The 20,356-nt window shown below is 58.8% G+C and carries 18 protein-coding genes, 1 tRNA gene and 1 pseudogene; 13 read left to right on the top strand and 7 right to left on the bottom strand.

Annotation, left to right across the window (positions count from 1 at the left end):
* Nucleotides 1-137: 137 nt before the first annotated feature.
* The gene (locus IRY30_RS04545) at nt 138-1,037 is read right to left on the bottom strand and encodes an SGNH/GDSL hydrolase family protein (RefSeq protein ID WP_194556166.1); all 900 of its coding nucleotides are present in this window, start codon (nt 1,035-1,037) and stop codon (nt 138-140) included.
* Nucleotides 1,038-1,217: 180 nt separating this feature from the next.
* On the opposite strand from IRY30_RS04545, the gene IRY30_RS04550 reads away from it, so the two are divergent.
* The 3 genes from IRY30_RS04550 (at nt 1,218) to IRY30_RS04560 (ending at nt 4,220) form a co-directional block, all read left to right on the top strand.
* A complete protein-coding gene (locus tag IRY30_RS04550) occupies nt 1,218-1,793 on the top strand; it encodes an LGFP repeat-containing protein (protein WP_194556167.1) in 576 nt (191 codons plus the stop codon).
* A 176-nt stretch (nt 1,794-1,969) separates the two neighbouring features.
* Nucleotides 1,970-3,361 carry a glycosyltransferase 87 family protein gene (locus tag IRY30_RS04555; RefSeq protein ID WP_194556168.1) on the top strand — a complete coding sequence of 464 codons (1,392 nt, stop codon included), beginning with the start codon at nt 1,970-1,972 and terminating at the stop codon, nt 3,359-3,361.
* Nucleotides 3,318-4,220, top strand: a complete 903-nt coding sequence (locus tag IRY30_RS04560) for a VOC family protein (protein ID WP_194556169.1) — start codon at nt 3,318-3,320, stop codon at nt 4,218-4,220. Before IRY30_RS04555 ends, IRY30_RS04560 begins: the two co-directional genes overlap by 44 nt.
* Here IRY30_RS04560 and IRY30_RS04565 read toward each other — a convergent pair.
* A complete protein-coding gene (locus IRY30_RS04565; protein WP_194556170.1) occupies nt 4,217-5,098 on the bottom strand; it encodes an SGNH/GDSL hydrolase family protein in 882 nt (293 codons plus the stop codon). The two genes, IRY30_RS04560 and IRY30_RS04565, sit on opposite strands and share 4 nt — an antisense overlap.
* Before the next feature lie 94 nt (nt 5,099-5,192).
* Between IRY30_RS04565 and IRY30_RS04570 the strand changes: the two genes are divergently transcribed.
* On the top strand, nt 5,193-6,326 hold the full coding sequence (locus IRY30_RS04570; RefSeq protein WP_194556171.1) for a TRAFAC clade GTPase domain-containing protein: 1,134 nt from the start codon (nt 5,193-5,195) through the stop codon (nt 6,324-6,326).
* Nucleotides 6,326-6,661, top strand: a complete 336-nt coding sequence (locus IRY30_RS04575; protein WP_194556172.1) for a hypothetical protein — start codon at nt 6,326-6,328, stop codon at nt 6,659-6,661. Before IRY30_RS04570 ends, IRY30_RS04575 begins: the two co-directional genes overlap by 1 nt.
* Before the next feature lie 11 nt (nt 6,662-6,672).
* On the opposite strand, the pseudogene IRY30_RS04580 reads toward IRY30_RS04575, so the two are convergent.
* Nucleotides 6,673-8,664 (bottom strand): annotated as a pseudogene (locus IRY30_RS04580) (OPT family oligopeptide transporter).
* Nucleotides 8,665-8,829: 165 nt separating this feature from the next.
* Between IRY30_RS04580 and IRY30_RS04585 the strand changes: the two are divergent.
* Genes IRY30_RS04585 through IRY30_RS04595 form a run of 3 tightly spaced genes read left to right on the top strand, consistent with a single transcriptional unit; the run spans nt 8,830 to nt 10,629 of the window.
* Entirely contained in the window at nt 8,830-9,507 is a 678-nt protein-coding gene (locus IRY30_RS04585; protein WP_194556173.1) for an SDR family oxidoreductase, read from the top strand.
* A gap of 36 nt (nt 9,508-9,543) precedes the next feature.
* Nucleotides 9,544-10,008, top strand: a complete 465-nt coding sequence (locus IRY30_RS04590) for a carboxymuconolactone decarboxylase family protein (protein ID WP_194556174.1) — start codon at nt 9,544-9,546, stop codon at nt 10,006-10,008.
* Nucleotides 10,009-10,011: 3 nt separating this feature from the next.
* Nucleotides 10,012-10,629, top strand: a complete 618-nt coding sequence (locus tag IRY30_RS04595) for a GyrI-like domain-containing protein (protein ID WP_194556175.1) — start codon at nt 10,012-10,014, stop codon at nt 10,627-10,629.
* On the opposite strand, the gene IRY30_RS04600 is transcribed toward IRY30_RS04595, so the two are convergent.
* Nucleotides 10,532-11,767 (bottom strand): YihY/virulence factor BrkB family protein, encoded by a 1,236-nt coding sequence (locus IRY30_RS04600; protein WP_194556176.1) that lies wholly within the window; start codon nt 11,765-11,767, stop codon nt 10,532-10,534. The genes IRY30_RS04595 and IRY30_RS04600 overlap by 98 nt on opposite strands.
* Before the next feature lie 23 nt (nt 11,768-11,790).
* Nucleotides 11,791-12,858, bottom strand: coding sequence for a winged helix DNA-binding domain-containing protein (locus IRY30_RS04605; RefSeq protein WP_194556177.1), 1,068 nt, complete (start codon nt 12,856-12,858; stop codon nt 11,791-11,793).
* 324 nt (nt 12,859-13,182) lie between these two features.
* Between IRY30_RS04605 and IRY30_RS04610 the strand changes: the two genes are divergently transcribed.
* The gene (locus IRY30_RS04610) at nt 13,183-14,814 is read left to right on the top strand and encodes an HNH endonuclease signature motif containing protein (RefSeq protein ID WP_194556178.1); all 1,632 of its coding nucleotides are present in this window, start codon (nt 13,183-13,185) and stop codon (nt 14,812-14,814) included.
* Between the two features lie 166 nt (nt 14,815-14,980).
* Nucleotides 14,981-15,053, top strand: a tRNA-Glu gene (locus IRY30_RS04615).
* Between the two features lie 72 nt (nt 15,054-15,125).
* On the opposite strand, the gene IRY30_RS04620 is transcribed toward IRY30_RS04615, so the two are convergent.
* Nucleotides 15,126-15,851, bottom strand: a complete 726-nt coding sequence (locus IRY30_RS04620) for an IclR family transcriptional regulator (protein ID WP_194556179.1) — start codon at nt 15,849-15,851, stop codon at nt 15,126-15,128.
* Nucleotides 15,852-15,966: 115 nt separating this feature from the next.
* On the opposite strand from IRY30_RS04620, the gene leuC reads away from it, so the two are divergent.
* Together leuC and leuD are read left to right on the top strand one after the other, a co-directional pair.
* The gene (gene leuC, locus IRY30_RS04625) at nt 15,967-17,436 is read left to right on the top strand and encodes a 3-isopropylmalate dehydratase large subunit (protein WP_194556180.1); all 1,470 of its coding nucleotides are present in this window, start codon (nt 15,967-15,969) and stop codon (nt 17,434-17,436) included.
* Between the two features lie 62 nt (nt 17,437-17,498).
* Nucleotides 17,499-18,086, top strand: a complete 588-nt coding sequence (leuD, locus tag IRY30_RS04630) for a 3-isopropylmalate dehydratase small subunit (protein ID WP_194556181.1) — start codon at nt 17,499-17,501, stop codon at nt 18,084-18,086.
* A gap of 32 nt (nt 18,087-18,118) precedes the next feature.
* Here the strand turns inward: leuD and IRY30_RS04635 are convergent, their stop codons facing one another.
* Nucleotides 18,119-19,114: an NUDIX hydrolase gene (locus IRY30_RS04635; RefSeq protein ID WP_194556182.1), complete on the bottom strand. Its 996-nt coding sequence runs from the start codon at nt 19,112-19,114 to the stop codon at nt 18,119-18,121.
* Nucleotides 19,115-19,281: 167 nt separating this feature from the next.
* On the opposite strand from IRY30_RS04635, the gene IRY30_RS04640 reads away from it, so the two are divergent.
* Complete coding sequence (locus IRY30_RS04640; RefSeq protein ID WP_194556183.1) at nt 19,282-20,283, top strand: NAD(P)H-dependent glycerol-3-phosphate dehydrogenase; 1,002 nt, start codon at nt 19,282-19,284, stop codon at nt 20,281-20,283.
* Nucleotides 20,284-20,356 lie beyond the last annotated feature (73 nt).

Raw genomic sequence — 20,356 nt, forward strand, 5'->3', positions numbered from 1 at the left:
CGGTGATGAGTGGGATTGTTGGCGCTCGTGCTTGTTTTTGCTCTTGAGCCTGTTCGAGTGTGCGTCGATCTAGGTGGTGGTATCAATAGCCGCTATATCTTTTTGGCAAGGCTCTTGTGAATTGTTAAGTCTATAGGTCAGCGGTCCCGAACAGCCCCAACCACAGCCTCACTCATCGCCACCTGACCCGCTGGCGTGGGATGCATCGGGTAGGAATCGCTGAACACTCCGCTCACATCTACCCAGCGCTCTTTCGGCTCTGCGCACGCGGTGTGCTGCTCAGTATTCTCCGGCAAGACGAATTCCGCTCCGTGGCGAGAAGCGACGTCGGAAATGATGCCGTTGAGGCGGGCGGTGAGATCAATTGACCATGCCTTATCAGTTGGGCTGATGGAACCGGCCTCGCTGCATTCGCCACTGGCCGTGAGCATGGGGAAGTAGCCGGTGACGATGACGCGCGCGTTGGGGGAGCGGCGGCGGATTTCTTCGTGGACTGCGTCCAGGCGGGCAGGGAGGAGGCCCAGCATCTCATTGGTCTTGGCACCGCGCTGGCTTTCGCAGGTGGTGGGGATGCTGCCGTCCATGGCGCCGTACATGCAGGCTGCGATGTCACCGAAGTAGATGTCATTGCCGCCGATGGAGAGCGTGATCAGGTCAGTGTCCTCTTTAAGGCTGTTGACCTGGGCGGGGATGGTTTCCTGCCTCAGTCTGTCACCCAGGATGTGCTCGGTGACCGCGCTGGAGCAGGAGACGTCTATACCTTCTATATTCGGCTCCTCCAGAACCAGCGAAGGATAGTTGTCCGTGGAGCGCACGCATGGTCCGGGTCCAGTGGTGGGGGCGGAGCGGGAACCCATCGCGGCGTAGGAGTCGCCGAGCGCCACGTAGTTCAATGTTTCCTGTAGTGGCGCTGTGGTGGCTGAGCTAGTGGCAGATCCTGGTGAACTCGGTGCTGGATCACCCTGTTCCGAGGTGGTGCACGCGGTGAGGAGAGCACCAGCGAAGATGAGACCAGCTGGCACGGAGAAGCGCTTCATGGGAACCAGCCTACAAACCCGTGCTGAAATCTTGGCTAGAATATGAAATCGCTCTTCGCGAATTGGTAAAGCTTTGGTATCAATTCGGTCTCAATTCCGCTCGCAGGCGGAAGCGGCGAAGAAGTTTAGGTACAGATGGATAAGCAATTAACAGCAAGTAACAAGGAGATAAATAGAATCATGGCTCTCAACAAGATGTTCACCCGTCGTGGCGCCGTTGCAGTTGCAGCAGGCACCGCATTGGTCTTCGGCACCGCGGCTTGCTCTGAGGCAGAAGACGCTAAGGACAACACCACCTCTGCAGCTCAGGACGCTACCGACGCAGCCGGCGACGCTGGCAACAAGGCAACCGACGCAGCAGGCAGCGCAGCCAACGATGCCACCGAAGCAGCAGGCGACGCTTCCCAGGACGTTAAGGATCTCCCAGAAGACATCAAGGCTGCTTGGGAGAACACCGGCGGCGCTAACGGCGAACTCGGAGATTTCGAGAAGTTCGAGAAGGGCGACAAGGGCGCTCTGGCTACCTTCGCTAAGGGTCAGATCGCTTCTTCCGACGAAACCGGCCCAGTGAAGCTGATCGGCAAGATCGGTGAAGTATGGACCGAGGGTGGCGCACTGGACAACGAGCTCGGCCTGCCAACCGCCGCAGAGACCGGCGATGCAGCTTCCGGCTGGACCCAGACCTTCCAGAACGGCACCATCACCTGGGCACAGGATGAGGCTGGTACCTTCAAGGAAACCATCGAAAAGCAGTAATTTCCGCTTCTCGATCCTCTAACCAAGAACGCGTGTCGCCCCGGACCACAACGGTTCAGGCGGCACGTTTTTCTTTGCCTGGAATCCGCAAAATCTGACCCTCCCGCGGGGAGTGTTTCACCCGCTGGTTTTTCCATCCCTGTTGTAAGGTCAGATGAGTTTCAAGTCTGTGATTTTTGAGCTTTGCTCTGCACAAGGAGAAGTTGCCTGTGGAATGGCGCGGTAAAACTACCTGGATGGTCGGCTTAGGCTTTTTGCTGTGGTGGCTGTTCAACTACGAGTCCCACCAGCCCAATAACCTAACGTGGGGTGGGCGCACTCCCATCGACTTTTATATCTACTACCTGGCTGGCCAGGACATCGCCCAGGGGCACAACCTCTACGACGGCGCAATCCTCAAGGGCCTCCCATTCACCTACCCGCCGTTCTCCGGCGCACTGTTCTCCCTGTTCTCCCGGTGGCCTGTGGAAACCGCGGCTATCCTCTGGCAGCTCCTCAGCTTCCTCGCGCTCATCGCCGTGATCTTCGCCGTGATGGCCGAGCGCAAGATCAAAATCACAGCACCCGTGGCGTTCATCGCTGTGGGCCTGGCTTTCGCCTCCATCACCCTGGACGCGGTCAAGGGCACCTTCGTTTTCGGCCAGATCAACCTGTTCCTCATGTTGCTCGTGGCCATGGATCTGCTCCCCGTCAAGCGCCCCTGGGCGGGCGTGGGTGTGGGCCTGGCTGCCGGTGTGAAGCTCACCCCGGCATTCATGGGCCTGAACTTCCTGGTGGAACGCAATTGGCGTGCTGCGGTGGTCAGTGTGTGTACGTTCCTCATCACCGTGGCCATTGGTTTTTCTTTTGTTCCCGACGCCAAGAAATTCTGGACCGAGGCCATCTTTGACTCCGAGCGAGTGGGCGTGGAAGAAAACACCGGAGCTCAGGCCATTAAGGCAGTGCTGTTCCGCGAGTTTGGCGAAGTTCAGGGATGGCTCTGGCTTACGCTCGTGGCAGTGGTGTTCATCTTCTGCGTGCTGGGCTTGATCCGCAGCCTGGGCCTGGGCAATAAGTCGTTCGCCATGGTGCTCTCTGGCATTACAGCTGCTCTGGTTTCCCCATTCTCCTGGTTCCACCACTGGGTGTGGCTGGTGCCGCTGGGTGTGTGCATCGCCTGCTTCTTCAACGAGAAGTTTGAGGCCTTCCGCTTGAGGAAGCAGTGGAACGGTTTCGGTGGCTGGATCTACTCCCAGTTGGGCGCGCTGATCGCGATGGCTGTGTTGACTCTGGTGATGATCCCATTCCTCAGTAGGCCTCTGACTGACTACCTCGGATACAACCACCCAGTTCAGTCTCCTTACTGGTGGTGGCGCGAAAGCTTCCTCTACACCGGTGCGCTGTTGGTGGTCGGATACGGACTGTTTGCGCTGGTCATGATGATTAAGAACCGCCGCATCCTGCCCGTGCGTAAGAGCGAGGAATATCCTGCTGGTTCCGAGCGTTCTGATTTAGTGGACACGTCAACTAACTCAGGAGTTCAACATGCCGCGCTTCCCGCAACAGGTGCATCCCGACTACGCCACTGATCGCCCAGCCGAGCAATTGCTCGCCGCCGATACCCGAATGGGCGCGGTGGAACTGCTGGTCCGCGACCTCGATGCAGTGCTGAATTTCTACCACGAGGGCGCGCTGCTGGATGTCTTGGGGCACACCGGTGACCTCGCCACGCTGGGCAAGAACGGCATACCTAGCGTGCAGCTGGTGCAGGTTGCGGATCTGCCTCCGTTTGATCGACGGGGAGCTGGACTCTTCCACACCGCGCTGGTCTATCCCACCCGTGAAGAACTTTCCGCAGCCCTGTTCAATATTGCCCAGAAATTCCCTCGTTCTTACACGGGCGCGGGAGATCACATCTTCTCCGAGGCCTTCTATTTCGATGATCCCGAAGGCAATGGCGTGGAACTCTACTTCGACCGCCCGCGCGAGCAGTGGGAAGTGGAACCGAACTCCAAGCTTTATTCCCAGGCCACGCTGGGCCTAGATCCCAACGCGTTCCTCGGGGAAAACCTGAACGAGCACAAACTGGAGAACGCCACGTCCACGTTGGGCCATGTGCACCTCCAGGTGGGAGATATCGATCGCGCTCGAGATTTCTACGCCGGTGTGCTCGGTTTTGAGATCACCGGGGAAGTGGGATCTGCGCTCTTCGTATCCGCCGGCGGTTATCATCACCACATGGCGCTCAACGTATTCCAATCCCGCGGAGCCGGCCCGCGCGCCGCATCCTATGGACTGGGGCGAGTGGACATTGATGTCCCCGCAGAGGATGACCGCCTCGCATTAGCTGCCAGGCTCAAAGACCACCAGATTTCCACCCGTGATGATGGGCAAACCTTGGAGTTCAATGATCCTTGGAACTCACTCATCCGGGTGAAGGTGGGTTAAAGTTTCGCGAGTACCGCGTTGGCCATGGTCTTCTGGCCCAGGGCGGTGGGGTGCATCGGCACTGAACCGGTGTCTTGACCCGTTCCGTCTACCCACCGCTGCGCAGGGGCAGCGCAGACGGTGTGCTGGTCGGTATTGGCTGGGAGGACGAATTCCGCGCCGTGGCGACTGCCGGCGTCGGAAACAATGGTGTTAAGCCGGCTGGTGAGATCAGCGATCCATTGGCGATCAGATACGGTCATGGAGCCCGCGGCAGGGCATGCACCCGAGGCGGTGGCGAGGGCGTAGTAACCGGTCACGATGACGCGCGCGTTAGGGGAGCGGCGCTTGATTTCCTCGTGGACGGCATCCAACTTCGCAGGTAGGGCTGCGTAGAGGGCGTCTGTTTTCGCACCCAGACGAGACTCACACGTGGCCGCGCCAGGGTGCTGGCCAATATCCATGAAACAGTCCGTGAGGGTGCCGAATTCAATGTCATTGCCGCTGATGGAAAGCGTGACCAGCTCCGTGTCCGAGCGCAGGCTATCCGCCTGTGCGGGAATCAACTCTCCGCCTCCCCGATCCCATTCCGCCAGGATGTGGTCGGTTTTCGCGCCGCCACACGATGCATCAGTGCCCTTGATCTTGCTGGACTTCATGATGTTGGAGGGGTAGTTATCCGTGGCGCGATGGCAGGACTTCGGCCCGGTGGTGGGCGCATTAGCGGAGCCGAACGCGGCATAGGAATCGCCGAGGGCCACGTAGTTGATGGTCGTCTCAGGCGTGGTGCTGGAACCGGGAAGAGAGCTGGAACCGAGGGAGGAATCGGCAGAACCGGTGCAGGCGCTGACGAGGGCTGCGGAGAGCATGGCGCAAGTGAGCGCAGAAGTCGAGGTCATGCGGATGATCTTATGTTCTCGACGGGCGTGGTGGAGGGGAAAGCGGTTTACGCGATGCAGAGAAGTTCTGGGAGGGCGGAACTATGATTTACCAATGGCAAAAAATAAAACTGCAAGGCAAAAACTAGCCGTTTTCGGACAATCGGGTAGCGGTAAAACAGTCCTGATGAGCTCTTTCTATGGTCCGACGCAGGAACCAGAGCTCATGGACAAGTCCATTTACGAGGTTCTGACAGACAAGAGCGAAACCGGACGTGTGCTGCATCAGAATTATCTGAAAATGAAGGAAGATAACCAGACCCCAGTTCAGAACCGCTTTGTCGACACCATGGTCAAGTTTCGTATTTTCCCTCGTGGTGAATCCTCCAAAGAGCAGATGGAATTAGAATGGCACGATTACCCAGGTGAATGGTTCGAGACCGATCCTGCTACCGAAGAAGAGAAGGTTGAGAGGACTCGAGCCTTTAAGTCACTGATCTCCTCGGACGTGGCCATTTTTCTCGTTGATGGCTCGAAACTGCGGGCGAATAGGGGCGAAGAAGAACGTTATCTAAAAGCCCTCTTCATGAATTTTCGATCCGCGCTTGAATCCCAGCGCGAAGGCATCATTGGGAGCGGGCCTAAGCTCGAGCAATTCCCGAGGATCTGGATGATCGGATTGTCCAAGGCAGACCTGTTGCCCGAGTTTGATGTCATTGCTTTCCGCAACTTGGTCGTTAAAAAGGCACAGGGTGAGATCTCGGAGCTCGCTAGAACGCTGAAGAAGTTCATTCAGATGGATGAGAATTTCAGTCTAGGAGAAGAGTTTGTTCTTTTGTCTTCCGCGAAATTCGGGGAGACAAACATTGATGTCACCAAGCGGACCGGGCTGGATCTCATCCTCCCACTAGCCGCTTTTCACCCGATGGAGAAATTCACTCGGTGGGATAAGTACGGAAAAATTCCTCAAACGATCACGGATAAGCTCAAGGCCTTTAACCAGCAACAATTCGTACAGGTGGGCATTCAAAACGTCCTTCAGCGCGTACCTAAGATCAAGGATTCAAAGAGGGCAGAGTCCTTACTCCCATTCCTTGTGATTCTCACGCAGTCCGCTGTATCGGAAATCATCAAGATCCGTGATAAAGCTTTGGAGAAAGACCAATTCCTCAGAGCTCTGTATTCCGAATTTGCGGTGTCCTTGTCTAATGCGGAGAAGGATCGAAAGCTCAAGAGGTCTAGGAACTAATGTCTATTCTTTGGGCAACCCGGGGCAAGGACTGGGGGTTCCGATTTTTGCTCGATGGGGGTCATTCGCAACCGCTGAAAATGTACAGCGAAGCTTTTGGAAACTCTCACATCCGGCGTGAACTTTGTGACGTCAATAAGGAGTACACGGCCGTTCGCTTCGAAGACCCTGAGGGCCGCAAGGACAGTGCGGGTCGAGTAATTCCCCACGACTTTATTGTGGCGGGGGACATGGCTCAGGGAGTGGTGTCGTTAGAAGAAGCGAAGAAGATTATCTGGCCTCTCGTGGCAGAAAAGTACGCCCAGATTTGGGACAAGGACTCACCTGCCACGTAGAGGAGCAGTCACTAGCTCTTCTTGATCAGGCCCTGCACGTAGCGATAGCAACCCAGCACGAAGACCACGAACAGGATCGGGCCCAGCCAGTTAGCCGCGGTGGCCCAGGACTCGGGGAAGATTGCCAGTGCTTCGCCATCGCCAGCTGCAGCAATGATGCCCGCGTTCAGCACGCCGAACAGGGATTCACCGACGATCAGACCGGTGGCGATCAGCAGGCCCATTCGCTTGGAGTATTCCGGGGAGCGCTGCTTCTCAGCCCAGTTGTTATAGAACATGCCCAGCAGTGCGCCCATCGGGATGATCAGCGTCAGCGAGATGGGCAGGTACATCCCCATGCCCACGGCCAGCGCGGGGAGGGAGAAGCGGGAAGTCTTGCGCAGGATTTCGTCGACGATAATCACGCCCACGCCAATCAGTGCACCCAGGCCGATCAAAGACCAGTCCAGCGAATCGCCGAAGATGCCGTTGGCAACAGAGGAGAGCAACGCGGCCTGAGGAGCGGCGAGTGCATCAGGGCCGGCACCGGGAGCGCCCACGAAACCGAAGCTGGTCATCATCAGCTGTAGGATCGGCGGGATAATCGCGGAGCCGAAGATCACACCGATGATCAGCGCGACCTGCTGCTTCCACGGGGTAGCACCCACGATCTGACCCGTCTTGAGGTCCTGCAGGTTGTCATTGGAAATCGTCGCGATGCCGAACACCACGGCCGCGGTGAACAGCGTGTATGCCACCAACGCTTCCGGGTGGCTATCGGATTCATTACCGGTGACTGCCTTGATCAGCAGCGCCGCAGAGAGCACCACGATGATGCCCACTCCGGAGATCGGCGAGTTGGAAGCGCCAATCAATCCCGCCATGTAACCGCAGATCGACGCCACAATCAGGCCGACCAGCAGAACATAAACGATGGACAGGATGATCAGGCTCCAGGTGTGGTGCACGATGTCCGTGTCCTGCACGAAGAGGAACAGCAGGATGCCCACGGGGAGCATGGATGCGAGGGTCACACCGGCCACGATTGGGAACGGGATATCCCGCTCGGTGATATCCACCTGAGCACCGGTCTGGCGCAGACGAGCGGAGGTCAGGGAATCCTTGATGCCCTTGACCACTGGGCCGATGATCTTCAGCAGGGTCCACACCGCGGCAACGGCCATGGTGCCAGCACCGATGAAGCGGATTTCACTGGAGAAGGAGGTGTCCACGATGTCTGCCAGCGCAGCCGAGCCGTGCAGGCCATCGACCATGCCGGAGGTCTTGAGAGGCAGGAGTACGCCGAAGGAGATGATCAGACCAACGATCATGGCGATACCCACGGACATGCCCACCAGGTGGCCCACGCCGATCAGAGCCAAAGACAGTGATCCGCTGACCGTGGTGGCACCCGCGCCCACCTTGAAGTAGGTGGACAGTGATCCTGCCACGCCCTTCAGCGCTGCGAGCAAAGCGAATCCGGCGGAGGCAATCGAGCCCACGAGGATGGCCTTCAGGCCGCTCTTGTTTTCCTCAGCGGTGCCCTGATCATCACCGATCTTCAGTACCTCGCCAGCGGCGCGTCCCTCGGGATACGGCAGATCAGAACCCGTCACCAGCGCGCGACGCAGAGGAATGGAATAGGTAACGCCCAAGATGCCACCGATAGCGCACACGAATGCAGTGGTCCATTAGGGGAAGCCTGTCCAGAATCCGATCATCACCAGGCCGGGAAGCACGAAGATGATGGCGGAGAGCGTGCCGGCCGCCGAGGCGATGGTCTGCACAATGTTGTTTTCCGTAATGGAATGGTTCGCGAACCTGCGCAGAATCGCCATGGAAATCACTGCGGCGGGAATGGAAGTGGCGAAGGTCAGGCCAACTTTTAGCCCGAGGTAAACATTTGCAGCGGTGAAGACCAAGGTGATGATGCCACCGAGGATCACGGCGCGAAGCGTGAGCTCGCGCATTGACGACGTTGCCGTCTGAGTATTGGTGCCAGATGCTGGCGAAGCTGTGCTCATTCGGAAGATCTTTCTCTCAAAGGTAACGGGGACTTTACCTTGTGTTCACCTTGAGAAACGAGGAATGACGCACATTCGCAGCCTTTTGGGGGCGCTCGATGGAATTAATTCGTTTCGCTTACGTTGGGGAGAGTGGACATGATTCCCAATCGTTAGGAGTTCAACATGGCAACCATCACGATCATCGGCGGACACGGAAAAGTCGCTTTGCGAGCCGCACCTCTGCTGGCAGAGCAGGGCCACTCCGTTCGTTCCCTGATTCGCAAGCCCGAGCAGGCCGCGGATATTCGCGAAGCTCAGGCTGAGCCAGTGGTTCAGGATGTGAACAAGCTTGGCGTCGAAGAAATGAAGGATGTTTTTGCGGGTTCCGACGTCATCATCTGGAGCGCTGGTGCCGGTGGATCCGGCGAGGAGGAGACGTGGGCCATTGACCGCGACGCCGCCATCCGCACCATGGATGCTGCCGAAAAGGCAGGGGTGAAGCGCTACATCATGGTGTCCTTCTTCAATTCTCGCCTGGTAGACGGCGAATTCCCCGGCGTGGATAAGTCCGAGGACATGTACGCCTACTTCAACGCCAAGGCGCAGGCCGACGAGCACCTGGTGGCCAGCAACCTGGACTGGACCACCGTGAACCCATCCGAGCTCACCCTGGACGAGCCCACCGGCAAGATCACCGTGGAAACTGATCCGGATAGCGTGGATACAGACATGCCTTCCACCTCCCGTGGCAATGTGGCGCGCGTGGTGGCAGCGGCTGTGGATGAGGATGCGACCATCGGCAAGCACATCAACTTCCACGATGGTGACACCCCAGTTGCTGAGGCACTGTCTCAGCTCTAAGACTTGGCTGTCTCGGCGCTCACTAGAGTGAGAGGCATGAACCGAGATACCGAAAACAGCAAGCGAAACCCCGACAGCAACATCGACCCCCGTTACGACGCCGGCATTCAAGTTCGCCGCGAAGTAATGGGGGATGATTTTGTCGATGCCGCCCTGCAGCGCGCCGCAGGGTCGGACGGTGAAGAACTGCAGAAGCACGTCACGGCCACGGTGTGGGGTTCGGTGTGGACGCGCGAAGGGCTGTCCCGCCGAGACCGCAGCTTGCTGAACATTGGCATGCTGGTGGCCTTGCGAGCCACCGAAGAACTGCGCGGGCATGTGCGTGGCGGGCTGCAGAACGGCCTGACCCGTGAGGAAATCACGGAGGCCGTGATTCACTCTTCCGGTTATTGTGGCGCGCCCGCGGCTCTTTCCGCGATGAAGGTGGTGCAGGAAGTCCTGGAAGCTGAGCTGGGTCCGAAGGGGGAAGGCGCGCCTTCAGGTGAGGAAGCGGGGGAGTAGGCGATGGTCAACATCGATATCAAGAAGGAGCTCAAGGAGCTCTATTCACAGGGGAAGAAGGAATTCACGCAGGTCACCGTGCCTGCACTGCGGTATCTAGCGATCGACGGGCAGGGTGATCCGAACACCAGCACGGATTACCAGGCAGCCGTGGAGAGCCTCTACACGGTGGGTTATTCCATCCGTGCTGAGTGGAAGAAACAGACTGGGAACACTTTTGTGGTGGGGCCGCTGGAGGGTCTGTGGTGGAGTGAAGATCCCACGGCGTTCGTGGCCTCGCGAAAGAACGAATGGAACTGGACCATGCTCATCGCGCTACCTGATTCAGTGGTTGCGGAGTTCTTTGAGCTGGGAGTAGCGCAGGCGCGGAAGAAGAAGCCTGACCTGCCCATTCCCGAAGTGCGGTTGCAAACCATTGAAGAGGGCGAATGTCTGCAGATCCTGCACATTGGCTCCTATGACGACGAAGGCCCAGTACTAGCCACGCTCCACAATGACATCATGGCGGAGCGTGAGCTCACCTTTAATGGCCCGCATCATGAGATTTATCTTTCGGATCCGCGGAAAACCGCTCCTGAGAAGTTGAAGACAGTCCTGCGTCAGCCCGTGAAGCCGCGATAGACGGCGGATTGGGATCCCCGTAGGCCTTTCGGAAAGAGGCCGCTTGTTCGGCGAGGGTGGCGTCGAATTGATTTAAACCATCCGCGGCCTTGGAAGAGCGCGGGGGAACTTGGATCACCATTTCCGAGGCCATTCCCGCTTGGAGTTCGCGGGCGCGGGTGACTTCGGCGTCGATTTTCATGCCGAAGAGGAGGAGCGTGTTGATCAGCACCAGGCCCATGAATCCGGCGATGATTCCGCCGAGCGCGCCGTACATGCCGATGTGCAGGAAGTGATTGAGGTAGAAACGCACGCCGAGCGCCACCAGAGTCATGGTGACCAGGGCGAACACTGAGCCTGTGGTGAGCCAGCGGACTCGACCATAACGCACATTTGGGGCGCCGTGATAGAGCAGCGCGATGAGCACAATCGAGAGCCCAAAGATGAATGGCCAGCGGACGAATTCCCAGACCGGCAGGAATCTGGTCTGTACGAAGTCGGTGAAACCTTGCCAGCTCAGCGGCTGCGCGATGCTGTTGAGCAGGGGAGAGACCAGGTCATCGCGGAGGAAAAAGCCCACAGCAATCATCACTAGTCCGAGGACTTGCAGGATGGTCAGGCCCCACATGGTCAACCACGTGACCACCAGGGTGCGGCCTTCGTGGCGGTCGTACATGGAATTCGCACTGCGGGAAAACGCGCGGATGTACGCCGAAGAGGAAAACAGTGCGATGAACACGGAAATGATGAGCGTGATCACCGATTGTTCGGTGGAGCCGATGATCGTGTCGATTATGCTGCGTGCCTGGTCAGCGAAGTTTGCGGGGATGTTCTCCGAGATGAATTGATCCGTGATCTCCACGATGCGATCTCGGTTTTGGTCCAGTACCAGGGTGGTGATTGCGTAGAAGGCCATCAGCGTGGGGACGGTGGTGAGCAGCGTGAAGAAGCTGAGGGTAGCGCCGCGATCCATGAGGCCGCGGAAGAACGTCTCCACATACAGGCGCCTGGCGATGAGCTTCCACGCCGGCAGTTTCACGAAACGTTGCTGCTGGCTGACCTGCCGGTGGTAGTCCTTGTACATCATGGTGGGGATGCGCTGGCCACCCTCCGCGGGCACGACAAACGGGGCTTCCTCAACCACTTTCTTCTTGGACATCGCTAATAACTTACCCCTTCTACTCAGCCCGCGGATTGAGGCGCGCGACCGAGAACTTCGCCGTTTTCGACGAGGAATGGCCAGCACATACCGTTCTTGGAAGGGCCGACTTCTGGGGTCAAATGGGGCTCAATGACCTGCGAGCGATCCTTGTACGCCAGCAGGTACTCATCGAACGCGGGCAATCTGAGTTCTAGAGTGAGGGCGATGTTGAGCTCCTCATGCGTGACTTCCTGTTGCCAGTTGCCCATGTGGTAGGTGATGTTATTGCACGTGACCTGCGTTGACTTCCCCTGCGAGGCGACCGCAGCAAAAGCATCCTTGCACTCCTTCACGGTGAGCCCAGCCCACCACGAGAAGTCCTGCGGCGTGGCCGGGCCGCGCGAATTGATGTACCGCGCGGCAAGCTCCACGATTGCTGCCTCCCGGCCCTTCTTCCTATCGACGTCACGCGCCTGACTCACCACAGAATCATGCAGCACGAAAGAATCAGCATTTCCGGAGAACGGGCCCTGGATAATCTCGCCTTCCCCACCAAAGTGCCGGAGCATGTGCGGACCACGCTGCTCGCCTGGATCCACACCTGCGGAGCGGAATACCTCGTAGCAATCAGTCCTGCTCAGCGGGGAATCGGAGGCGGAGAGAGCTTTGATGAGGGCGGCTCGGGAAGTATCTACGTCTTCATTTGTGAGCCAAAGGATTGGGCGACGTTTGGTGGACGCGGCCTGCACTCGAGGCGTACACACGCGGGTTACCCAGCTGACATCCGGAGCGAAGAGCGCGTGGTGGGTGCCTCGCTGAGACCAGCTGCGGACGATCAATCCCTGGGTGATTGCTTCCTCTACCTGTTGGGTGCTGGCGCCGGCGCGGATGGCGAGTGCTTCCAGACCGGAATTGCGGAGCTGGAACTGGGTGGCGATCATCCATTCCGCCACGGTGGAAATGGCCGATAGCGGTTCTAGGGACTGCAGTGTGGATGCGAGCGGGTGGGCTGCGGAAGGGGCGAGAAGTTGCGCGATCAAGCGACGAGCGCGCAGTTCTCTGAGGGAGACGGCGGTGGTGTTCTCGGCAGAATCGGGGTTCTTGCTCATGGAGGACTCTCAGGTCTTTGAGCCCATGTAGTTCTGGGGCTCGGTGGGCGAGTGGATCGGACTAGTAAATGGCGCGATTTCTCAGCGCTGGCATGGGGCTGAGATTACGTGAATCCGTTGGGTGAGGGGTGTGATCTGGGTGCAATGTAGGGGCATGACGTGGTGGTTTGGCCCGATCGGAAAAATCCTGAAGAAAGTTTCTGTGACCTATTGTGCTATTAGAACGTGTGATCTAAACTTTATCTTAGAAAGTGTTGGGAACGCAAGTCAAGGGGACCGGGCTCCAAACGGGGTGACGGGTAGTAAACGGGGAAGCTAGAGGGGGTGGATTCTGTGTGGAGCGTTTCGGAGTCATTGGCAGAAAATGGTGTTGCTCCAGCTGGCGGGGGCCTTGGTGGCGTCGATAGTTTGGAAGATTTTAAGGCCGATCTGGAGTTGCTCGCCGAGGTATCTGCCCGGGTGGCTTCCCGCGATGCCAATATGTGGAAGCGCATTGAATTCGATCAGCGTGAGGATTATTACGCGCTGGTCACCACGTCTAGGCGCAAGTTGAGCAATGCTGATGTGGGATTTGTCAATGCCCATGAGGACTACATGCCACTTGGAAAGAATAAGCGGCCGCAATGGCTAGTTTCAGAGTTTCGGTTTACAGCCCTTGAAGCCCGGGGGATTCTGGCTGCGGCTGAAAGGCTTGACGGGCGGGTTCAGGGTCCGGATCTTCGGCCTTCCAAGAAGTACATGCCTAAAGTGCATGGGTTGGTCAATGAAGGTTCTTTGGATTGTGAGGGTATCAGGCGTATCGATCGTGCTATCAATTCAATGCCTAGTAGAACGCATGATCTATTAGTGGAACGTGGGGATCAGGTCATCGCGGACTTGGCTGAACAGTGCGGGCCGGAGGTTTTGAATGAGCTGAGCGACCTCATGTGGGCATTGCTGGGGGAGGAAGAACCGGAGTTTGAACCCAAGGACCATGCAAGAAAGAGAAGCCTTCGGATCTCCCGCCAGGGTAAAGACGGAATGAGCACTATCCGTGGAACTTTGACGCCTCGATGCGCAGCCGTGTTTCAGCGTTTGTTGGCCGATCACGGCACGGCGGGTGGGCTACTGAAGGATGAAGAGTTGCATGCTCTGGGGTTCAACGAGGATCCGAGGTCTCCCAGCCAGCGTTCTCACGATTGCCTTGAAGCTGCTCTGTTCAAGAGCTTTTCCCGGGAAGAACGAGCCATATTGCAGGAAGAATTCGCGGATTGGCCCGATTCAGTGGAAAAGGATGGGATTGAAGGCGGTGAAGATAACAACGAGGGCGAATTCATCCCACCACTACGAGATTGTGATCTCAAGCCGCGGCGAGGGAGTACTTCGATAGTCGCGGTAGTAAATCTCAAAGACTTGATGGCGGGCAAAGGCTTTGGGATGACTGATACCAACATGAAGATCGGCATGGGGGAATTGATTGCCGGAACGCTTGCTCGTGACTTCTACCTGCAGGTACTGGATCTCAACGGGAGGAGTCTGTGGTTAGGACGATCGCAAAGGCTCGGCAGTCTGGATCAATACCTAGCGCTGTGTGGGGAAGAAGGCGCCTCGACAGCTCCGGGCTCAAATGCGCCTCCAGCAAGATGCCACATTCACCATATTGATGGTTGGGAGCGCGGGGGATTGACTGATATCGAGAATCTCACGTTCGCGGATCCAAGAATGCATGCGCGGGTTGACGATGATCGCTCGAATAGAAACCGATGGTGGACTATATGCGTAGATCCGAGCACGGGAGAAAAGGTGATATGGCTCCCACCGGAGAGCGATGATCCGAAACGCAGGCCGCGGAGAAATCTCAGTCCTTCGAGTGCGCGCACTCCTGGCCGAAGGCTGCAAAATCTCAGACGCCGAGCCGGGCGTGCTAGGCCGGGGAAGATTTCCGAGAAAGTTCCAGGGGTGGTCCCGGCGGGATAGGCCAAGTGGGGGAGAGAAATTCTAAGCACGGGTGAGCGAAGAGGAGAAAAACGCGGAAAAGCACCCCGATCGGGAGATTAGGTGCGCAACTTCTTGCTTGTGTAAAGTAGACATTCGTTCCAGTCGAGAATGTTGAGACTGGAATGGATAAGTCAGCAATGACTGCGCCCCGTTCGTCTATCGGCCTAGGACGCTGGCCTCTCACGCCGGTAACACGGGTTCAAATCCCGTACGGGGTACAAAAAGAAGCGAGCTCCCGCATTATCACTAATGCAGGGGCTCGCTTTTCATCTACCTAATACCGCAGTTATCTAACCCCGCAGCAAAGCTTCAATCTCTGCAGCAGCGTCCTTCACCTGAGCACCGTATTTATCTGCTGGGGAATCGCCCATGCGAGCCACCGGCCCAGAAATGGACAGCGCGGCGATGGCGATGTTGTTGGCGTCGAGAATGGGAACGGAAACGGAAGCCAACGAAGGGTCGCGCTCGGCGGAGGACTCCGCCATGCCCTCGGCGACAACTTGGGTCAGCTCTTCGGCGGTGTACGCGGCAGTGGGAAGCACCTCTTTTTGGAGGGCGGGGGAGCCGAACCCCACGAGAATCTTCGCGGCGGAGCCGGCGGCCAGGGTCATGCGGGTGCCAACGGGCACGGTATCGCGCAGGCCAGAGGCGGGTTCGGCGATGGCGATGCAGACGCGCTCCATACCGCTGCGTCGATAAAGCTGCACGGATTCACCGGTGCTTTGGACCAGGCGGGGGAGGATGTGCTCGGCGGCTTCTTCCAGGTGGGTGCTGGTATCCGGGGCGAGTTCGGCGAGGGCGGGTCCGGCGGTCCACTGGCTATCGCTGAGGCGCTCGATCAACCGGTGCTTCTCTAATGCCACGGCGATGCGGTGCGCGGTGGCTCGGGGCAGGCCGGTGATCTCGCACAGTTCCGCGAGGTTGCGAGGTTCTTTGGCGATCACGTTGAGGAGAAACACAGCGCGATCAAGCACCTGGATTCCGCTAACGGCGGGCACGTCCTTGTTTTGTCCCATAGTTTGATACTATACATTCCATACAGTGGAACAAGGCAAGTGTGACTCACTAGCCATTGGCTCACTCTGATTCACATTGAATCACAATGCATCTACCCATAATGCACATGCACTTATGCACACCAACGACCCCCGAGGAGATCCCGTGACGGACAAGCCCTTAACCCTCGCAGAGAAGGTATGGCGCGACCATGTTGTCGCCGAAGGCAAGGATGGCGGCCCTGACCTGCTGTTCATCGACCTCCACCTGGTCCACGAAGTGACCTCCCCCCAGGCATTTGATGGACTTCGCCAGGCAGGTCGCCCCGTGCGCCGCCCAGACCTGACCATCGCCACGGAGGATCACAACGTCCCCACCTCGGGCGTCTCCAAGGGAAACCTCCTGGAAATCCAGGAGCCAACCTCCCGCCTGCAGGTCTCCACGCTGCGCGATAACGCCAAGGAATTCGGCATCCGCCTGCACTCCATGGGTGACGTGGAGCAGGGCATTGTCCACACCGTCGGCCCACAGCTGGGACTGACCCAGCCGGGCATGACCGTGGTCTGCGGCGATTCCCACACCTCCACCCACGGCGCGTTCGGATCCATCGCCATGGGCATCGGCACCTCCGAGGTGGAGCACGTCATGGCCACCCAAACCCTGCCGCTCAAGCCTTTCAAGACCATGGCCATCGAGGTCTCCGGCGAGTTGCAGCCGGGCGTGACCTCGAAGGACCTGATTCTGGCCATCATCGCCAAGATCGGCACCGGCGGCGGCCAGGGCCACATCATCGAGTACCGCGGCGAGGCCATCCGCAAGCTCTCCATGGAAGCGCGCATGACCATGTGCAACATGTCCATCGAGGCAGGCGCCCGCGCCGGAATGATCGCCCCAGATGAGACCACCTTTGAGTATGTGCAGGGTCGCCCCCACGCACCTCAGGGCGCAGATTGGGACGCGGCCGTGGAGTACTGGAAGACCTTGCCGACCGACGCCAATGCGGAGTTCGATACCGTCGTTCACATCGATGGATCGGCGTTGACCCCCTTCGTGACCTGGGGAACTAACCCTGGTCAGGGCCTGCCCCTGGGTGAGAATGTTCCGTCCCTGGACGACTTCACCAATGACAGCGATCGTGCCGCAGCCGAGCGCGCGCTGGAGTACATGGATCTGGAGCCCGGCACCCCGCTGCGCGAAGTGAAGATCGATACCGTCTTCCTCGGTTCTTGCACCAACTCCCGCATCGAGGATCTGCGCGTGGCAGCCGAGGTCATCCAGGGTCACAAGGTGGCCGATGGTGTCCGCATGCTGGTTGTTCCATCGTCTACCCGCGTGAAGTTGCAGGCTGAAGAGGAAGGTCTGGATCAGATCTTCATCGATGCCGGCGCTGAGTGGCGCACAGCAGGTTGCTCCATGTGCCTGGGCATGAACCCTGATCAGCTGAACCCGGGAGAGAGGTCGGCGTCGACCTCCAACCGTAACTTCGAGGGCCGCCAGGGTAAGGGCTCCCGCACGCACTTGGTCTCTCCGCCCGTAGCTGCAGCCACCGCCATCCGCGGCACGCTTTCTTCGCCAGCGGATCTGGAATTGGCGTCGGCTGAATAAGCGCCGGCCAAGCAAGCACGAGCACGCAAACGCAATAAAGAGAGACAAAGGAGAAAGCACACATGGATAAATTCACCACCCACACCGGCGTAGCAGCGCCGCTGACCAGGTCCAACGTTGACACCGACCAGATCATCCCCGCGGTGTACCTCAAGCGGGTGACTCGCACCGGATTCGAGGATGGACTCTTCGCCGCATGGCGCAACGATCCCAATTTCGTGCTGAACCGGGACGATTACCGCAATGCCTCCGTGCTGGTCGCTGGGCCAGACTTCGGTACCGGCTCTTCCCGCGAGCACGCTGTGTGGGCACTCATGGATTACGGCTTCCGCGTGGTCCTTTCCAGCCGCTTCGCGGACATCTTCCGCGGAAACTCCGGCAAGGCAGGCCTGCTGGCCGCCACGCTGGAGCAGGAAGATATCGAGCTGATATGGAAGCTGCTGGAGCAAAACCCAGGTCAAGAAATGACCATCAACCTGGAAGAGCGCACCGCCACCCTGGGCACGCACTCCTTCCAGCTCGAGGTTGACGACTACACGCGTTGGCGCTTGATGGAGGGCCTCGATGACATCGGGCTGACCCTGCGCCAGGAGGCTGAGATCGAGGCTTTCGAAAAGGCCCGTCCCAGCTTCAAGCCGGTCACGCTGTAGTTCCTGGCTGGTCTGGCCCCCGGCCGTACCAGCTACTTCACGGGGAGCGGGCTGGCCAGGTAATCCAGGCCCAGCAGCTTCTCTCCCTTGAAGTGCAGCACCCAAATGCTGGACTTCTTCACGCGCATGTCTTCCACCTCGATGTCACTGGCCGCACAGATGCGGCTGAGCACACCCGGAATGACCGCACCTTGGGCCACCACAGCGGAAACCGGGGCAGTGGTGGCAGCGCGGAACGCGTCCATGGCCTTGGCGGAATCCTCGCTCCATCCCTCGTCGCCCAGATTGACATCCACGGTCAGCTCCAGGCCCAGGTCCTGAGACACTGGCTCGCCGGTGTGCACGCAGCGCTCGGGAAGGGCGCTGGAGAGCACCGTTGGCCGGTAGCCTTCAACTGCGGAGACCAGCATTTCTGATTGCCGACGCCCCTTCTTCGTCAGCGGACGCAGGTTGTCATCCCCAGCCCACCCCTTACGGTCATGGGCCTTGGCGTGGCGGATGTAAAGCACGCGGCGATCGCAACCCAGAGCCAAAACTCCCTCGGCGGCCTTGACCACCTGGGAATCGACATCATAAGAGAGCAGCTCGTGGGCGGTTTCTACACTGACCCAACGGAGCTCATCCACCTCATCGTTCTTGATGAATTCTCCGCTAGTGACCTCGGCCGTCCAGTAGTAGACCACCTTGGTGCGGGAGCTCACAGGGTAATGCACGTAGCCCAGCAACCAGCCCAGGGTGGCATCGAAACCGGTTTCCTCTTTGATCTCGCGGATCGCGGTACCGGGAAGGTTTTCCCCTGGGTCCACTTTGCCCTTGGGCAGAGACCAATCGTCGTAACGAGGGCGGTGAACCACCGCGATCTCCAGCTCTCCGCCATTCACCTGGCGCCACAGCACCGCGCCGGAAGCAAACGTGGGGCGGGCGAACTCCTCGGTGGGGCCAGATCCAATGCGGCTGATGTGTCCATTGCCATGGTGGGAAAGCGCAAGAGAAGTGGACAAATCGCCGATTCCGGAATGGGAGATCACAGGATTAATTCCTCACAAAGCAGGTAACTGATGCAGATTTTCACTAAACTTCCGTTGACAGGAAGTCTTCCTTCACAGGAAAAATGTCGCCCGCAGTGCACGAATAATCGTGGCGAGCGGCTAATGTCCAAATTATCGCACAACGAGAGCTTGGGAGAGGGTAGCGGATGGTACAGGTCGCAGTGATGGGGGCTGGATCATGGGGCACAACCGTGGCCAAGGTTTTCGCGGATGCCGGCAATAGCGTCTCGCTGTGGGCTCGGCGCGAAGAGATCGCGCAGGATATCCGTGAGAATCACCGGAACTCTTCTTACCTCGGGGATATCGCCCTGCCGGAAGCCCTCTATGGCACCGCCGATCCCAAAGAAGCGCTGGAAGGTGCGGAGATCGTGGTGCTGGGTGTGCCCTCGCAGTCCCTCCGTAAGAACTTGGAAAAGTGGAAGTCGCTGATCCCTCCGGATGCCTCCGTGGTCTCCCTGGCCAAGGGCATCGAGCACAGCTCCGGATTGCGCATGAGTCAGCTCATCGCGGAGGTGGCAGAGGTCGAGCCCGCCCGCGTGGCCGTGCTCACCGGCCCGAACCTGGCCAAGGAAGTAGCGCAGGAACAGCCTGCTGCGACCGTTGTGGCCTGCACCGATACCGACCGCGCCCAGCTGATCCAGGCAGCCGTGGCCGCGCCGTACTTCCGCCCGTACACCAACACGGACGTGGTGGGCTGTGAGATCGCGGGCACGTGCAAGAACGTGATCGCGTTGGCAGCAGGCATCTCCGCGGGCCTGGGTTTTGGTGATAATTCCACGGCTACGGTGGTGACCCGTGGCCTGGCGGAAACCACGCGGCTGGCTCTGGAGCTGGGTGCAGATGCCCGCACCTTGGCAGGCCTGGCGGGCATGGGCGATCTGGTAGCCACCTGCACTTCTCCGCTGTCCCGCAACCGCACGTTCGGCTATCACCTGGCGCAGGGCAACACGGTGGAGGAAGCTGCAGAGGCCACCAAGGGACAGGTGGCCGAAGGCGTGGTTTCCAGCCAGTCCGTCTCCGAGCTGGCGGCCAAGGTGGGGGTAGAAATGCCGATCACCGATGCGATCGTGGAAATCTGCCACCGCGGTGCCAACGCGCAGGACGAGATCCAGAATCTCCTCGGACGCTCCAAGAAGTCCGAGCTCTAACCCAACTTTCCGCAACGCCCAGCAGTTGCGCCGGGGGAGATCGGTAAAAGCTTGGTGGATCGGTAAAGTGGTC

This window comes from Corynebacterium suicordis DSM 45110 (assembly GCF_015351405.1).
Taxonomy (GTDB): domain Bacteria; phylum Actinomycetota; class Actinomycetes; order Mycobacteriales; family Mycobacteriaceae; genus Corynebacterium; species Corynebacterium suicordis.

What these genes read in the sequence shown, in the direction of transcription:
- IRY30_RS04545 (WP_194556166.1), bottom strand. Translation starts at nt 1,037, where the DNA reads ATGAAGCGCTTCTCCGTGCCAGCTGGTCTCATCTTCGCTGGTGCTCTC.
- IRY30_RS04550 (WP_194556167.1), top strand. Translation starts at nt 1,218, where the DNA reads ATGGCTCTCAACAAGATGTTCACCCGTCGTGGCGCCGTTGCAGTTGCA.
- IRY30_RS04560 (WP_194556169.1), top strand. Translation starts at nt 3,318, where the DNA reads ATGCCGCGCTTCCCGCAACAGGTGCATCCCGACTACGCCACTGATCGC.
- IRY30_RS04565 (WP_194556170.1), bottom strand. Translation starts at nt 5,098, where the DNA reads ATGACCTCGACTTCTGCGCTCACTTGCGCCATGCTCTCCGCAGCCCTC.
- IRY30_RS04570 (WP_194556171.1), top strand. Translation starts at nt 5,193, where the DNA reads ATGGCAAAAAATAAAACTGCAAGGCAAAAACTAGCCGTTTTCGGACAA.
- IRY30_RS04575 (WP_194556172.1), top strand. Translation starts at nt 6,326, where the DNA reads ATGTCTATTCTTTGGGCAACCCGGGGCAAGGACTGGGGGTTCCGATTT.
- IRY30_RS04585 (WP_194556173.1), top strand. Translation starts at nt 8,830, where the DNA reads ATGGCAACCATCACGATCATCGGCGGACACGGAAAAGTCGCTTTGCGA.
- IRY30_RS04590 (WP_194556174.1), top strand. Translation starts at nt 9,544, where the DNA reads ATGAACCGAGATACCGAAAACAGCAAGCGAAACCCCGACAGCAACATC.
- IRY30_RS04595 (WP_194556175.1), top strand. Translation starts at nt 10,012, where the DNA reads ATGGTCAACATCGATATCAAGAAGGAGCTCAAGGAGCTCTATTCACAG.
- IRY30_RS04600 (WP_194556176.1), bottom strand. Translation starts at nt 11,767, where the DNA reads ATGTCCAAGAAGAAAGTGGTTGAGGAAGCCCCGTTTGTCGTGCCCGCG.
- IRY30_RS04605 (WP_194556177.1), bottom strand. Translation starts at nt 12,858, where the DNA reads ATGAGCAAGAACCCCGATTCTGCCGAGAACACCACCGCCGTCTCCCTC.
- IRY30_RS04620 (WP_194556179.1), bottom strand. Translation starts at nt 15,851, where the DNA reads ATGGGACAAAACAAGGACGTGCCCGCCGTTAGCGGAATCCAGGTGCTT.
- leuC (WP_194556180.1), top strand. Translation starts at nt 15,967, where the DNA reads ATGCACACCAACGACCCCCGAGGAGATCCCGTGACGGACAAGCCCTTA.
- leuD (WP_194556181.1), top strand. Translation starts at nt 17,499, where the DNA reads ATGGATAAATTCACCACCCACACCGGCGTAGCAGCGCCGCTGACCAGG.
- IRY30_RS04640 (WP_194556183.1), top strand. Translation starts at nt 19,282, where the DNA reads ATGGTACAGGTCGCAGTGATGGGGGCTGGATCATGGGGCACAACCGTG.